Genomic DNA, 14,490 nt, shown 5'->3' with positions numbered 1-14,490 from the left:
GGGATTGGGGAATGGGGATTGGTTGATTCCCCCACTCCGTTTTCCCCGCGCGCGTGACGCAGACGAACTGCGTTGCGCGCGTACCGCATCGCCGGTCGCCTTCCAATTCGTAGTGCCCTTTTCGAGAGGCCCCCATGCCACGCAAGACCCTCGCTGCCCTCGCCCTCGCCTTGGCGTTCGCCCTGCCCGCCACCGCCGTGCACGCGGCCGACGCCAGCGCATGGCCCGCCTTCGCCACCCAGGGCAACCACTTCACCCGCGACGGCAAGCCGTACCAGATCATCTCCGGCGCCATCCACTTCCAGCGCATCCCGCGCGCCTATTGGAAGGACCGCCTGCAGAAAGCGCGCGCCATGGGCCTGAACACCGTGGAGACCTACGTGTTCTGGAACCTGGTCGAACCGCGCCAGGGCCAGTTCGATTTCAGCGGCAACAACGACCTGGCCGCCTTCATCGACGAAGCCGCCGCGCAGGGCCTCAACGTGATCCTGCGGCCCGGCCCCTACGTCTGCGCCGAATGGGAAGCCGGCGGCTATCCCGCCTGGCTGTTCGCCGAACCCGGCATGCGCGTGCGCAGCCAGGACCCGCGCTTCCTCGCCGCCAGCCAGGCCTACCTCGCCGCCGTCGCCGCGCAGGTCAAGCCCAAGCTCAACCACAACGGCGGCCCCATCATCGCCGTGCAGGTCGAGAACGAATACGGCTCCTACAACGACGACCACGCTTACATGCAGGCCAACCGCGCCATGTTCGTCAAGGCCGGCTTCGACAAGGCCCTGCTGTTCACCGCCGACGGCGCCGACGTGCTGGCCAACGGCACCCTGCCCGACACCCTGGCGGTGGTGAACTTCGGCCCCGGCGACGCCGAAAAAGCCTTCCAGAGCCTAGCCACCTTCCGCCCCGGCCAGCCGCAGATGGTGGGCGAATACTGGGCCGGCTGGTTCGACCAGTGGGGCGCCAAACACGCCGCCACCGACGCCGCCAAGCAGGCCAGCGAATTCGAATGGATCCTGCGCCAGGGCCATTCCGCCAACCTCTACATGTTCGTCGGCGGCACCAGTTTCGGCTTCATGAACGGCGCCAACTTCCAGAAGAACGCCAGCGACCATTACGCCCCGCAGACCACCAGCTACGACTACGACGCCGTGCTGGACGAAGCCGGCCGGCCCACGCCCAAGTTCGCCCTGTTCCGCGACGCCATCGCCCGCGTCACCGGCGTGCAGCCGCCCGCCCTGCCCAAGCCGATCCGCTTCGCCGACCTGCCCGCCACCCCGCTGCGCGAATCCGCCTCGTTGTGGGACAACCTGCCCGCGCCGGCCGCCACCACCGACACCCCGCAGCCGATGGAGCGCTACGGCCAGGCCTACGGCTACATCCTCTACCGCACCACCGTCACCGGCCCGCGCAAGGGCAGCCTGTACCTGGGCGAGGTGCGCGACTACGCCCGCGTCTACATCGACCGCACCCTCGCCGGCAGCGCCGAGCGCCGCCTGCAGCAAGTGGCCGTGGACGTGGACATCCCCGCCGGCCCCCACACCGTGGACGTGCTGGTGGAAAACGGCGGCCGCATCAACTACGGCGCCCACCTGCCCGACGGCCGCGCCGGCCTGGTCGACCCCGTGCTGCTCGACGGCAAGCCGCTGACCGGCTGGCAGACCTTCCCGCTGCCGATGGACGAGCCGAGCAAGCTCACCGGCTGGACCACCGCCAAGGTCGAAGGCCCCGCCTTCCACCGCGGCACCGTCAAGATCGGCACCCCCACCGACACCTTCCTGGACATGCGTGTCTTCGGCAAAGGCTTCGCCTGGGCCAACGGCCACAACCTGGGGCGGCATTGGAAGATCGGGCCGCAGCGGGCGCTGTATTTCCCGGCGCCGATGCAAAGCAAGGGCGAGAACAGCGTGATCGTGTTCGATCTGGATAGCGCGGGGGATGCGCGCGTGCGTGGGGTTAAAGGGCAGGTTTGGAGTATGCCGGGGAATTGAGTTACTCGCGGAATTCGCCGTCCAGTGCATCTGGATGGCGCGGGATCAAACAACTTGTCTACAAATAAGGCCGTCGGCGGTTCCGCGGAGCGGCCTTTAACTTGTGACGGCCGTCAACAAGTGATAGCGTCGGCCTTGCGCGGGGATGCACTGGGGAATGGCCGTGGGGTTAGACGCAAGGATTAGGCGACAGTGAGGCCGGCGAAAGATCAGAACTGGAGTTCATGATATCCGAGAGGTAGCAGGATAGGTGCGCCACGCATCTGTGTTTTACACACCGTTTTGTAGTCGAATGGTAGTTAGGTGGCAGATGAAAGATATCAGCGTAGTGTCGCTAACAACGCTTGCAGCGGAAGCGTTGGCAAACGCCGAAGCACTTCTGCATGAAGCTAGCACCCTCCTCTCTGCCAACCATTACGCCCGCGCTTACTTCCTTGCAGTAGCATCAATCGAGGAGGTTGGCAAAGCTGCAATTGCCTTCAACGCAGCGGGTAGAAATCTCAGCGACCAGAAGGTTGCAAAGGCCATTCGGAACAAACTCTTAGACCACAAGTCAAAAATCATCTCAGCGTTCGCCTCATCTCTGCATCTGACCAACAAGAAGAATCTATCAGAGGCAATTGAGGCAACAATGGGCTTGATTAGCGACCTTCGTCGTGGTCGCGAGCCGTCGATGTACACGGAGATCCTTATGGACGGTTCGGTTAGAAAACCATCAGAGATTGTTCGGCCCGTGGCGGCAAGAGATACCGTTAGGTTAGCTCAACACTGCTTGATTCGTGCACAAAGCTACATCCCTAACAGCCAGCCGCCTAGGGCTTCGGCGGCTAACGATTTTTTCTATACACAGTCAACAGCCAAGCTTCAGGAGATCATGGGCCAGGAGCAGTTCTCCGGCTTCTATACAGATCGCATCGATGTTGGCTTACACGACTTGGAGGAGGCAATATATGCTTTCGTCAACCGCTCCGCCGACTAACAATTCATTCAAGCGTTAAATCGCAATGTTGAAAAATCTGCTCACCAGCAATCTCCTTCTGTCTTTGACGGCCATAGCACTACTTGCTGCCGGCGTAGCAGCGAGCGTATTTTTCTCTGACTTCTTTTGGCTCAACCGCTTCTGAACAAAGGGCCAGAGGAAATATCCATTTCAAGCACATATTTCCTCTGACCCCTTTGTTGTAGTTGCCCAAGCACATATTTCCTCTGACCCCTTTGTTGCCCCCCTTTGTTGCCCCGATGGGGCCGGTGTAGTCGTTGACCGGATTATTGTCTTGCGCGGTCTGCTTGACTTGTGCGTAGGCTACGCTTCCGGCCAGCTCCGCACTTGGAGCGTTGAAACCATGCTGAATTTCATGGCCCAATACGAAGGTAAGGTCTGCCGACCCGAAGTTGGCCGGCGGCACGGCCAGACTGCTCGGCGGCAGGCTCATGGTATGACCCGCAGGGTTGTAGGTGCCGCCGGCCACGGTGCCACTGAGCGATGCGAAGTGCTGCAAGGGCGCAGCCTGCCCCTGCCCCGGCGGGGTCACGGCCCGCTTGATTTCGGCAGCGAGTACCGGCGAGCCGTTGATGGTGGATTGCAGGTTCGTCACCATGTCCTGCGTCACCGGCTCGGCCACGTTGGCGGCGTCCACATAGCTGGTGTGAGCAAAGCGCAGCGACATGTCCTGCACACGCAGCGCGGCGACCAGATCGGCACTGGGCGCCGTTCCAGTGGTCTGAAAGCTGGTGGCGGGCAGCGTGACGATGCCCGAAGCCATGTCGTAGGTGCCGGCCAGATTCGCAGGCGCACCCGCTTGCGGCAGCGCAAAGCTCCTCAGTTGGCCGTTGGCTGCATCCTGATTCAGGTGTTGCAGGAGGTTGGCGTCCTGAGTGATGGCGGCACGCAGTTGAGCTTCCTGATCGGGCGTGACGCCGGGCCGTGCTGCGAATTGGCCGATGGCCGCTTGCAGTTGGGCATTGGGATTGACCATCCCTTAAGCTCCTGTGCCGACACTGATGGATTCCACGCAGAAGTTCTCGGGTTTCGCGTCTGATGCAACCACTTCGCGCCGCTCACGAATGAGCACCCCGACATTCCCGCGCGTAAAGGTATAACCCGGCAATCGAAAGAACCTTCGCTCCGCAAAGTTTTCCTTGCCTGTTTTCGGGTCGTAAATGGCTGGCGGCATCGGGGAATCGTATTGCGCCAGGTCTTCGCGCTCTACGAAACCCATTTTTTTCAGTTCCGCCACATAGGCGTAGAAATCCATGCCGCACACCGGGGCCATGTCGGCGCGATCATCATTGTTCTCTTGGCCCGCCGGCCGATTGGTGAATTGATAGGTGATGCTCTTTCTCTTGAGTTCCGGATCGTCATAGTAAGAGAGGCCGTAGTACCAGCCAGACTCCGGCAGGTGCATGGTAAAAAAACCGCCATGCGTCTCTGGTGTGGGCGTGAAGCGTAATCGCATCGCCCCTTGCAGGCGTTCTAACGACAATTCATCAATCGAATTCAAGCTGTCGATCAGCTTCAAGAAGCGCTGCCCGATCTCTTCTGGCGTCAGGTCCGGGAACTCGTCCAGCGTGTGCGGGCGATAGGCGTCGGTAGCAGGTGCATTCATGGCGGCAGGTTCCTTGGACGGTGAGGCTGGCGATGGCGATCCGGAGGGTGTATGAGCGCAGGCCGTCATCGCGATGCCGAGCGCCAGCGCCGGCACATGGCGGATCAACTCTTTGACCCCGTTCGTAGCTCTTCTGCCTGAAGTTCTTTTAATGGACATGCCGGCTCCTATGCCAACCGCTCTTGCCCACAAGTCTAGCCAAAAAGATGGACTATGGTCCCAACTGGCATCCTGTAGAAGTTTTCCTACAGGAGCATCTGGTTACGGTGCGCAGTCGGCGCACATCGATGTTGCAGCGATCTCCGACTCGCTCGCACCCAACGGCAGGAATTGTCTAACCTCCTGCGACGGGGCGTCGGCATCACACCTGCCATGACCAAGACTCGATACAGCACCAAAGCCCAGTAACGGGGTCAGCTTCACTTAAAAGCTCACCTTCGCGTTACAGCCCCAAACCAGTTGACATCCCAAAAAACCAGTAGCGCCATTCCCTCCAAGGAGCGTAGAAACTCCTCACGTAGCGGCACCCACCTCCATCAAACCGGTGGGTTTTTGTGCCTGTCCGCAGGCACACTCCGACGCGCGGTCTGCGTCGGGAGGGCGGCGAATACAACACCCTTCGGGGAAATGAGCCGCCGGCTACGTGCGGTTTCTAACCTCCCGACATCCCGTCGCCATTTGGCGCGGGTTCCTGTCGACGTCCCCCCGCGCTGAGTAGCGGTCAGGTTTAGAGTCCGGGGTGGGTCAGATCAGCCGCAGCTGCACACCACGGGCATGTGCCCAAGCGACCATTGCCTTGCCGCAGAACTCCTTGCAAACAAAGGGCCAGAAACAAAGGGCCAGAGGAAATATCCGATTGAACCAAATATTTCCTCCGGTCCCTTGCCCCAGACATCCGCTCTGGCCTTTTGGGTTGGCGCTGGCCGCTACGGCCCTGCCTGGACCCACAGAGCGTGTCGGCGTTCGGCGATGCCACGCCACCGCCTGGAATGTGGCCTGCATGGTGCGCGCCATCTTCGATCAGGGGGCGGGCAACGGGGCAAGCGGCATTGACGGGCAAGCCGCCTGTGCAAGCCTGAAGCCCCGGCACTGGAACCCGGCTATTCGACAGCCACCGCATCGCGCATGCGCAGCGACGCGGCCGATGGCACCAGCAGCGGGCAGGCCTGCCGCGCAGACTGCGTGCGGCTCACGAACGCCATCAGCTGCACGGCTTCCTCGGTGGACAAGGACCGTCCGCGGCTGCGGACGCCGTCGGCGAACGCGCGCAGCGGATCGGTTGGCGCTGCCGCCGTGGCGGGAGGGTTGCTGGCTGGTTCGGACATGGCGCGTTCCCGGGAAATCGACAGCGGACGCAACGCCTGTCGCGGCACGGCCGATGGCCATGCCGCACGGTCGCGCCGCGTTTCGCCCGGCGCTCGCAGCGCCCGGCATCTCCTGGATAACGGCGCGGCGGCGGCGGACTGAAGCGCCGTCGGTCGGGCCGCATGTCCGCGACCCGCGTGCTGCGTGCGCTGCGCGCTTTTTTTCGCTGCGCCGGATCGCAAGGCGGCCACGCCAGCTTGCCGCGGCCGCACGCTCAGCGCGCGACGGCGCCCGTGCCGGTGTCGAACAGCTGGAACTCGCGGATATGCGCCGCGTCGGCGCTGGACAGGATGTTCAGGCGCACGCGCGAGGCGGTCACCGCCGGGAAGTGATCGATCTTCATGTGCCCGATCGCCTGCGCCTGCGCGACCTTGACCCAGGCGCCGTCGCGGAACACTTCCACCGCGTATTTCTGCACCCGCTGGCCGTCGTTGAGCCACTCCATCGCCATCGCGGTATCGAAGGTCAGCGGCTGCTTGAACTGCAGCTCCAGCGTGGCGTGGTGCGAGCCGGCCGGCGCGCTCCAGAAGGTGTCGCGGTCGCCGTCCACCGCCGCGGCGATCGCGTCGTCGGCCTTGAGCCGGCCGCGCACCAGGTTGCGCTCGGCGCCGTAGCGCGCCTGCAGCGCCTGGCCCATTTCCTGCAGGCGCTTGACGTCGGCGTCGGGCAGCAGGCCGTGCGTGTCCGGGGCGATGCCCAGCACCAGCTGGCCGCCGCGGCCGACGCTGTCTTCCCAGATCCGCACCAGCTCATCCACGCTCTTCAGCGTCTGCTCGCTGTTCGGGTGCCAGAACCACTGCAGCGTGTGCAGCGGCGTGTCCACTTCCACCGGGCGCCAGCGCAGGTAGCCGTGGCGGTCGATCACGTCCCAGTTTTCGCCCTCGATCACCCCGGCCTCGTTGCCGACCCAGCGCACGTCGCCGTATTCGAACAGCGCGGTGTCGGCGAACACCATCGCGTTGGCCTGATAGGTCCGCAACTCTTCCAGGTACTTGCCGAAGTTGTAGACGTGGCCGGCGCTGCCGGCGCCGTCCAGCCACCACTCGGTCAGCGGGCCGTAGTGCGAGGCCAGTTCCACCAACTGCGCGGCGTAGTACGTGTCGTAGGCCGTGGGATCGGCGTACCTGGGTTCGTGGCGGTCCCACGGCGACAGGTAGATGCCCAGGCCCATGCCTTGCTTGCGCACCGCCTCGCTGGTCATCTTCACCAGGTCGCCCTTGCCACCCAGCCACGGGCTGTTCTTCACCGAGTACGCGCTCTCGCCGGTGGGCCACAGCGAGAAGCCGTCGTGGTGCTTGGCGACCAGGATCAGGTATTTGGCGCCGGCCGCCTTGGAGGCGCGCGCCCACTGCGCGGGGTCCACCTGGTCCGGGTTGAACAGCTTCGGGCTGGCGCTGCCGTCGCCCCACTCGCGGTCCAGAAAGGTATTGGTGCCGAAGTGCACGATCACGCCGAACTCCAGGTCCTGCCAGGCGACCTGCTGCGGCGACGGCTTCACCTCGGAAAAGTTCTGGGCCAGCGCATGCGGCGCGGCCAGCGCGGTCAGGCCCAGCGCGGCCAGCCAGCGGATCGGAGAGAGCGGGCGGTTCGGCGGCATCGCAGGTCCTCGCAGTCGTCGGGGCAGCCGTTGCTGCCGGCGCAACCAGCATATGGTATTTAATTGATGATAAATAGGTATCTTCAAGACCGTGCAGGACCAGACCACAATGCTGCGCTCGTCACTATTGCCCCTGTTGTCGCTGCTGGCCATGCGCGCCATCGCCGCGCCGGCGGCCGGCCTGCCGTCGCCGATCGTCTACAGCGAATTCGTCAACGCCGACGCACCGACCGCGCAATGCCATGCCTCGAGCCTGCTGGAAACCCGCGACGGCCTGCTCGCCGCCTGGTTCGGCGGCCGCCACGAGGGCGCCGACGACGTCGGCATCTGGGTCGCGCGACGCGACGCGCAGGGCTGGCGACCGGCGCAGCGCGTGGCCGACGGCGCGCAGCCGCAGGGCGCGCCGCTGCCGGCATGGAACCCGGTGCTGTTCCAGCCGGCGCAAGGACCGCTGCGGCTGTTCTACAAGGTCGGCCCGGACCCGAAGCGCTGGTGGGGCATGCAGACCACTTCCGCCGATGGCGGCGCGCACTGGTCCACGCCTGCGCGCCTGCCCGACGGCATCCTCGGCCCGATCAAGAACAAGCCGGTGCAGCTGGCCGACGGCCGCATCCTCAGCCCCAGCAGCAGCGAGGACGCCGGCTGGGTCGCGCACATGGAGTGGTCCGACGACGACGGCGCGCACTGGACCCGCGGCCCGGCACTGAACGACCCGGCGCGGATCGGCGCGATCCAGCCCAGCGTGCTGGTGCACGCCGACGGCCGTGTGCAGGCGATCGGCCGCAGCCAGCAGAACCACGTGTTCAGCACCTGGTCGCGCGACCACGGCCGCAGCTGGGAAGCGATGACCCTGCTCGCCCTGGCCAACCCCAATTCCGGCACCGACGCGCTGGTCCTGGCCGACGGCCGCTCGCTGCTGGTCTACAACCCCACCGAAGCCGGCAAGGACTGGTGGGACGGCCGCGGCGTGCTGGCGGTGGCGCTGTCCGCCGACGGCACCCACTGGACCCGCGTGCTGACCCTGGAAAACAGTCCCCACGAAGAGTTCTCGTACCCGGCGGTGATCCAGACCCGCGACGGGCTGGTGCACATCAGCTACACCTGGAAGCGCATCCGCATCAAGCACGTGGTGCTGGATCCGGCACGGCTTGGCTGCCGCCCGATCACGCCCGCCGCGCGCTGAACCTTGCCGCGGGCTGGCGCTGCCCGCACCGATCGGCGAGCGGATGGTTCGCCACAGGCACACGCACTTCGTCCCGCGGCTTGGGCACGGTGCGCCGACGCCGGATGATCTTCGCTGATCGCACAACCTGGCACAGACTGAGGACAGCACATGTTCCGCACCACTCGCGGCCGCACTCCCCCGGGTCAACCCAACGCCGATCGTCAGAGACCAGGTGCTTCGACACAAACGCCCGCGGCTCCTGCAGGATCGCCGCCCGATCCCGCGGCCGGCGCCGCGATGGAACGCACAGGTGTTCCCCTGCATCCGCCGGTCCGGCGCCAGAATCAGCCGCAATCCGGCGCCTCGTCTTCAACCGCGCCACGTCCTGCGCGCGTGCTGCGCAGGATGGCTCAGATATCAAGAAACTCAATACTGCCCGGTTCATCCGCGACGGCGGCCCCGGAGCCGGCTGCCGAACCTGGACTGCCACACTTGAACGACACCGAACGCAGGCGCTTCCATCTCGACGCTACCGAATCGCCACAGCTGTTGTCGCGCACCGCCATGGCGCCGCCGCGGCTCCAGGGCGCAGGTCTACAGCGAACCACGAGCATGCAGGATCTCCCATTCGAGCAACAAGTGCAGAAATGGCAGCACGAGTGCGAGCAGAATCTCGCCTCATGGGAGCCTAGTTGGAAAGATGTGACCAGACGTATGAATGGCGCGGAACGTCATGTACCAACGGCTCTGCAGCACACGGCAGACATACTCATCCGCGCAGTCGATCCAAACTGCAGGACATTGGAAATCGAAAGCCGCCCACTGCCAAGTCTCCCCACAGGGATAACAAAACTCGCCAACCTTAATAGTATAAAGATTATCTCCGCTTGCCTGCAGTCGCTTCCAGAATCCATCGGAAACATGAGAAATCTTCGCGATCTGCAACTCAGTCAAAATCCGTTAACGGCTTTGCCCGCTTCGCTGTGCAACCTTAGTAGATTGGAGACGCTCAACGTTTTCAATAGCCCCAAGCTCATGGCGCTTCCCGATAATTTGGTGAGTCCCGATGCCACCGGTCAAATGCAGGGCCTGACCAGCCTGAAAGACCTGACATTGGGTAATACCGGCCTGACGTCGCTCCCCGCCTCTGCGACAGGCTTGCTTAAACTTCAGAAACTTGATCTCAGTGGCTCGCCCGTGCAAAGCCTCCCGTCTGACATGCACAGATTGAAAAATTTGCTGGAGCTGCACCTAGATAAGGCCAAGATCGAACTGCTTCCGCCAGCACTGTGCGACTTGTCGCAGCTGGAGCAACTCAAGTTGAGTAGGTGCCAGCAATTACGTGCGCTCCCGGAGAAACTGGGGCAGCTCGGGGAGCTTGAAGTTCTCGATCTGCGCGGCTGCAATAATCTGGCCGCGCTTCCTGCAACAATTGCGCAGCTGCCTGCCGGCTGCAAGATCACGGTCCCCTCTCATCTTCAAGCTCAGCTCGCTAATCTGCGGCCACCTGATGTCATCGAAGCTCGGCTCGCCACAATCGCCGCCAGCCAAATTCAGCTCACATCGGACGAAATCAACGCTACTGGAGTGGCGATGCTAGAGTTGTTGTCCGAAGGCAAGAATCCATTCCTGCTGGGCAATCCAAGCTACGAACGAGAATCTCGACCTGGGGAAGCCGCTAGAACGCTAGGTGAAAGTGATGCCATCAAACGGATGCTGTGGGAAAGCGATATCGAAAGAAAGCGCGACATGTTGGCGGAACGCGCAGAACACGGTTCCCATGATGAGGAGTGGAAACGTCTAAAGAATGCAAATTTGCAAGGTTACACAGAAACGTCTGAAGCCAACTATGTCAACCTCGTCAAAGCTGTTCAAATGTGGGAGGCACGCGAGAGAGCGGTGCTATTTAAGCCAGAAAATCGCAAAGCATTTCCAGTGCTGCCTATTTTTCTACCTGAGCAACCGGAAGCTGACTCGCACGCCAACCCGTAGCACGCATAGGACTAGCTGCGCACTCGCAGATCGGGCGTTGTTCTGCAAACCGGCCACGGCGACCGGCACGGCGCTCGATGTCCACCATGGCGCACGGGGTTTTCCCTGGCGTCCCCGGCGGCTCGTCGCCAGGGCGCTACGGCTCCTGCAACAACGCCACGATCCGGCGCACGCGCGCAACGTCGGTGCGCTGGTAATCGCCGCCCAGGTCGCGAATGTACGCATGCGGCGCATGCACCTGCGCGCCGACCGGCGTACGCGCCGAAGCGTGCAGCTCGCGCGCGCCGGTCTGCATGCGCAGCGCGCGCACGTTGTGCTCGGACACGCCGGCCCCCGGCATCACGCTGATGCGATCGCCGGCCTGGCGCACCAGCGCGGCGATGCGCTCCATGCCGTCCAACGCCGTCGCGCGCGCCCCCGAGGTCAAGACGCGTTCGCAGCCCAGCGCGATCGCATCCTCCAGCGCCCGCGACGGATCGGCGCTGACATCGATCGCGCGGTGGAAGGTCACCCCGAGCGTTCCGGCGGCCGCGATCAGCACCCGCATCGTCGCCATATCCACTTCCCCAGCCGGATCCAGCGCCCCCAGCACCACCCCGTCGCAGCCCAGCCGCACGCACTGCTCCACGTCGCGGCGCATCGCCTCCACTTCCGCTTCGTCGAACACGAAATCGCCGACCCGCGGGCGGATCAGCACGTACAGCGGAATGGTCAAGCGATCGCGCAGCACCGCCAGCGTGCCGAACGACGGCGTCAGCCCACCGCCGTCCAGGCCGCCGCACAGCTCCACCCGCATCGCCCCGCCGGCCTGCGCCGCCAGCGCCGAACCGATCGAATCGGCGGCAACCTCCAGTCCCATCGGCACGACCCGGCTCACGCGGCCGGCTTCGCGAAATGGCTCTGCCCCGGCAGCAACAGATCCTGCCGCTGCGCATCGCAGACCGCGTAACTGAAACCGGGCTGGATCGCGAACGCACCGACCTCGCCACGCTTGTTCATCGCCAGGAACCCGACCTGCAGGTCACGCGTCAGCTGCGGCTTGCGCCGCACGATCCGCATCACCACCTCGCGGCAGGCCTCGGCCGGACTCTTGCCCTGGCGCATCATCTCCACCACCGCGAAACTGCCGACATTGCGGATCACTTCCTCGCCGACGCCGGTCGAGGTCGCGCCACCGACCTCGTTGTCCACGTAAAGACCGGCACCGATGATCGGACTGTCGCCGACCCGCCCGTGCATCTTCCACGCCATGCCGCTGGTGGTGCAGGCCCCGGACAGATTGCCGTGCGCGTCCAGCGCCAGCATGCCGATGGTGTCGTGGTTGTCCTTGCCGCCGGGCAGCGTGCCCTTCTGGTAGGCGCGGTTCTCGATGTTCGCTTCCGGCTTGTACTCGGATTTCTTCAGCCACTCCTTCCACGCCTTCTCCGACGACGGCGTCAGCAGGTTGGTGCGCTCGAAGCCCTGCGCCAGCGCGAACTGCAGCGCCCCGTCGCCGACCAGCATCACGTGCGGCGTCTTCTCCATCACCCGCCGCGCCACCGAGATCGCATGCACGATGTCCTCCAGCGCGGCCACCGACCCGCAGCCGCCGGTGTGATCCATGATGCAGGCATCGAGCGTGACCCGCCCATCGCGGTCGGGATAGCCGCCCAGCCCCACCGTCGGATTGTCGGGGTCGGCCTCCGGCACCCGCACCCCGGCCTCCACCGCATCCAGCGCCGCGCCACCGCGCGCCAGCACCTGCCACGCCGCCTGGTTCGCCGCGATCCCGAAATCCCAGGTCGAGATCACCCGCGCCGCGCCGCGCGGCAGCGGTGCGACGCCGTTGCTGGCGGCGGCCCGTGCGCGCGGCAACGCGGCGGCCAGGCCGGTGGCGAGGGCGCCGAAGGCGGCGGTCTTGAGGAAGTGGCGGCGTTCGTGCATTGGGTGGGCTCCAGCGCGGGGAAGGATGGCGCAGCGCAAAGCGCGCGCGGTTGGCCTTGCATCATGCGCCCTACGTCAGAATAGTTGTCGCCCCGATAGGATCCGAAGCCAAGGGGCGATGACGAGAGGTTGAAGTGGCACGATACGGACAACAGTTCAAGAACAGGGCGGTGGCGCGTTTGCTGCCGCCGGAGAGCGCGGCGGTAAGCGATGTGTCGCGGGAGAGTGGCGTCTCCGAAGCGACGCTGGAGCGTTGGCTGAGCCAGTCGCTGGCCGAACCGCAACGTGAGCGGCTGTGGACGTCGGCGGCGCGGTTCGATGCGGTGTTGACGACGGCCAGCCTGGACGAGGCTTCGCGTGGTGCATGGTGCCGCAGCAACGGGGTGTACCCGCAAGAGCTGACGCGGTGGCGCGAGGCGGCCCAGCGCAGCTTGGCCGAGCCTGGCGAGATTGGAGCCGATACTCGACAGGACAAACAGGACCGGCGTCGTATCCGGGAGCTTGAGCGCGAGTTGCGGCGCAAGGACAAGGCGCTGGCCGAGACGGCCGCGTTGCTGGTGCTGTCAAAAAACTCGAGACGATCTTCAGCAAAGGCGAGGACGAATGATCGTTCTGGAAGATCGTCAAAGCCTGGTGGCCGACATCGAACAAGCCCCCCGTGATGGTGCCCGGCTGGGACAGGCCTGTCGCATTGCCGGCATCGATGTCCGCACCCTGCAACGATGGAGGTCCAATGACAGTCTGGTCACTGGCGATCGACGTCCACACGCGGTACGAAAGCGCCCAGCGCATGCGTTGACCGAGGACGAGCGTGCTCAAGTGCTGAACGTCGCCAACGAACCGCGTTTTGCCGACATGCCATCGGCGCGCATCGTGCCGATGCTGGCCGACGAAGGCCGCGACATCGCCAGCGAATCGAGCTTTGCCCGCATCCTGCGCGAATACGGCCAGAACGCCCGCCGCGGCCGTGCTCGCGCCCCGCGCCCCAGCCGGGCGCCGAGCACGCATATCGCCACGGCGCCGGGCCAGGTCTGGTGCTGGGACATGACCTACTTGCCGGCCGAGGTGGCAGGTCGCTGGTTCCACCTGTTCCTGATCATGGATCTGTACAGCCGCAAGATCATCGGTTGGGAGGTGCACGACAGCGATGGGGCAGAACATGCCACGCACCTGGTCAGGCGCACGGCGCTGGCCGAGAACATCGTGCTTCAGGATCCCGCACACCGCCCGGTCTTACACGGCGACAACGGCGCCTCGTTCAAGGCCACCACCGTGCTGGCGATGCTGTACTGGCTGGGCATCAAGCCGTCGTACTCGCGCCCGCGCGTGAGCGACGACAATGCCTTCGTCGAATCGCTGTTCCGCACCGCCAAGTACCGCCCCGAGTTCCCGGCCACCGGCTTTGCCGACCTCGACGGCGCGCGCCAATGGGCAGCGAACTTCGTACGTTGGTACAACGTCGAGCATCGCCACAGCAGCATCGGCTATGTCAGCCCCGAGCAGCGGCACGCCGGACAGGACCTGGCCATCCTCCAGGCCCGTCATGGGCTGTACCAGCAAGCACGTCAGGCCAACCCGGCACGCTGGAGCGGTCGAACCCGGAACTGGGAGCGCATCACTGCCGTCGCGTTGAATCCGGAGAAGGAGGCCGCCGTCGCGGCAGCCACTGAAACTCAAGAAGCCGCATGAATCAGGCGACAACTATCTTGACATGCACCGCATGCGGCAGAGCGGGGTGGGATTGAATGGGTGATGCGTCATCGAATTGCCCGTGGCGAGTCAGACGGTGGATCAAATACATCTATAGCTGCTGCGACCAGATAACCCAGTGGTATATCCAGTTATTTCACCCCGACGGAA

Annotated in this window: 10 protein-coding genes and 1 pseudogene; 5 read left to right on the top strand and 6 right to left on the bottom strand. The window is 64.4% G+C overall.

The annotated features are described in order from the left end of the window. Positions 1–134: 134 nt before the first annotated feature. Both FZ025_RS15400 and FZ025_RS15395 read left to right on the top strand, forming a co-directional pair. Complete coding sequence (locus tag FZ025_RS15400) at positions 135–1,982, top strand: glycoside hydrolase family 35 protein (RefSeq protein WP_046978403.1); 1,848 nt, start codon at positions 135–137, stop codon at positions 1,980–1,982. 310 nt (positions 1,983–2,292) lie between these two features. Next, complete coding sequence (locus tag FZ025_RS15395; protein ID WP_046978411.1) at positions 2,293–2,961, top strand: AbiV family abortive infection protein; 669 nt, start codon at positions 2,293–2,295, stop codon at positions 2,959–2,961. Positions 2,962–3,040: 79 nt separating this feature from the next. Here the strand turns inward: FZ025_RS15395 and FZ025_RS22040 are convergent, their stop codons facing one another. The 4 genes from FZ025_RS22040 to FZ025_RS15375 form a co-directional block, all read right to left on the bottom strand. Continuing rightward, positions 3,041–3,958: a hypothetical protein gene (locus FZ025_RS22040; protein WP_208803673.1), complete on the bottom strand. Its 918-nt coding sequence runs from the start codon at positions 3,956–3,958 to the stop codon at positions 3,041–3,043. Positions 3,959–3,961: 3 nt separating this feature from the next. Next, positions 3,962–4,747: a hypothetical protein gene (locus tag FZ025_RS15385; protein ID WP_146093557.1), complete on the bottom strand. Its 786-nt coding sequence runs from the start codon at positions 4,745–4,747 to the stop codon at positions 3,962–3,964. 941 nt (positions 4,748–5,688) lie between these two features. Further along, on the bottom strand, positions 5,689–5,913 hold the full coding sequence (locus tag FZ025_RS15380; RefSeq protein ID WP_046978405.1) for a hypothetical protein: 225 nt from the start codon (positions 5,911–5,913) through the stop codon (positions 5,689–5,691). 254 nt (positions 5,914–6,167) lie between these two features. After that, positions 6,168–7,550 carry an alpha-L-fucosidase gene (locus tag FZ025_RS15375; RefSeq protein WP_104558593.1) on the bottom strand — a complete coding sequence of 461 codons (1,383 nt, stop codon included), beginning with the start codon at positions 7,548–7,550 and terminating at the stop codon, positions 6,168–6,170. A 109-nt stretch (positions 7,551–7,659) separates the two neighbouring features. Here FZ025_RS15375 and FZ025_RS15370 point away from each other — a divergent pair, with 109 nt between their 5' ends. After that, the gene (locus tag FZ025_RS15370) at positions 7,660–8,733 is read left to right on the top strand and encodes a sialidase family protein (RefSeq protein WP_046978406.1); all 1,074 of its coding nucleotides are present in this window, start codon (positions 7,660–7,662) and stop codon (positions 8,731–8,733) included. Positions 8,734–9,207: 474 nt separating this feature from the next. Further along, a complete protein-coding gene (locus FZ025_RS15365) occupies positions 9,208–10,707 on the top strand; it encodes a leucine-rich repeat domain-containing protein (protein ID WP_146093555.1) in 1,500 nt (499 codons plus the stop codon). A gap of 136 nt (positions 10,708–10,843) precedes the next feature. Here FZ025_RS15365 and FZ025_RS15360 read toward each other — a convergent pair whose 3' ends face one another. Beyond that, the gene (locus tag FZ025_RS15360; RefSeq protein WP_046978408.1) at positions 10,844–11,566 is read right to left on the bottom strand and encodes a copper homeostasis protein CutC; all 723 of its coding nucleotides are present in this window, start codon (positions 11,564–11,566) and stop codon (positions 10,844–10,846) included. 14 nt (positions 11,567–11,580) lie between these two features. Next, entirely contained in the window at positions 11,581–12,630 is a 1,050-nt protein-coding gene (locus tag FZ025_RS15355; RefSeq protein WP_104558592.1) for a glycosylasparaginase, read from the bottom strand. A 134-nt stretch (positions 12,631–12,764) separates the two neighbouring features. Here FZ025_RS15355 and FZ025_RS15350 point away from each other — a divergent pair. Then, a pseudogene (locus FZ025_RS15350) lies at positions 12,765–14,319 on the top strand (IS3 family transposase). Positions 14,320–14,490: the final 171 nt, after the last annotated feature.

Source organism: Xanthomonas hyacinthi (genome assembly GCF_009769165.1).
GTDB classification, from domain to species: domain Bacteria; phylum Pseudomonadota; class Gammaproteobacteria; order Xanthomonadales; family Xanthomonadaceae; genus Xanthomonas_A; species Xanthomonas_A hyacinthi.
This window is presented reverse-complemented; position numbering and strand designations above follow the sequence as displayed.

Bases quoted from the DNA above. Each gene is read 5' to 3' on its own strand.
- FZ025_RS15360 (WP_046978408.1), bottom strand. From the start codon at position 11,566: ATGGGACTGGAGGTTGCCGCCGATTCGATCGGTTCGGCGCTGGCGGCG.
- FZ025_RS15375 (WP_104558593.1), bottom strand. From the start codon at position 7,550: ATGCCGCCGAACCGCCCGCTCTCTCCGATCCGCTGGCTGGCCGCGCTG.
- FZ025_RS15395 (WP_046978411.1), top strand. From the start codon at position 2,293: ATGAAAGATATCAGCGTAGTGTCGCTAACAACGCTTGCAGCGGAAGCG.
- FZ025_RS15370 (WP_046978406.1), top strand. From the start codon at position 7,660: ATGCTGCGCTCGTCACTATTGCCCCTGTTGTCGCTGCTGGCCATGCGC.
- FZ025_RS15355 (WP_104558592.1), bottom strand. From the start codon at position 12,630: ATGCACGAACGCCGCCACTTCCTCAAGACCGCCGCCTTCGGCGCCCTC.
- FZ025_RS15400 (WP_046978403.1), top strand. From the start codon at position 135: ATGCCACGCAAGACCCTCGCTGCCCTCGCCCTCGCCTTGGCGTTCGCC.
- FZ025_RS15385 (WP_146093557.1), bottom strand. From the start codon at position 4,747: ATGTCCATTAAAAGAACTTCAGGCAGAAGAGCTACGAACGGGGTCAAA.
- FZ025_RS15380 (WP_046978405.1), bottom strand. From the start codon at position 5,913: ATGTCCGAACCAGCCAGCAACCCTCCCGCCACGGCGGCAGCGCCAACC.
- FZ025_RS22040 (WP_208803673.1), bottom strand. From the start codon at position 3,958: ATGGTCAATCCCAATGCCCAACTGCAAGCGGCCATCGGCCAATTCGCA.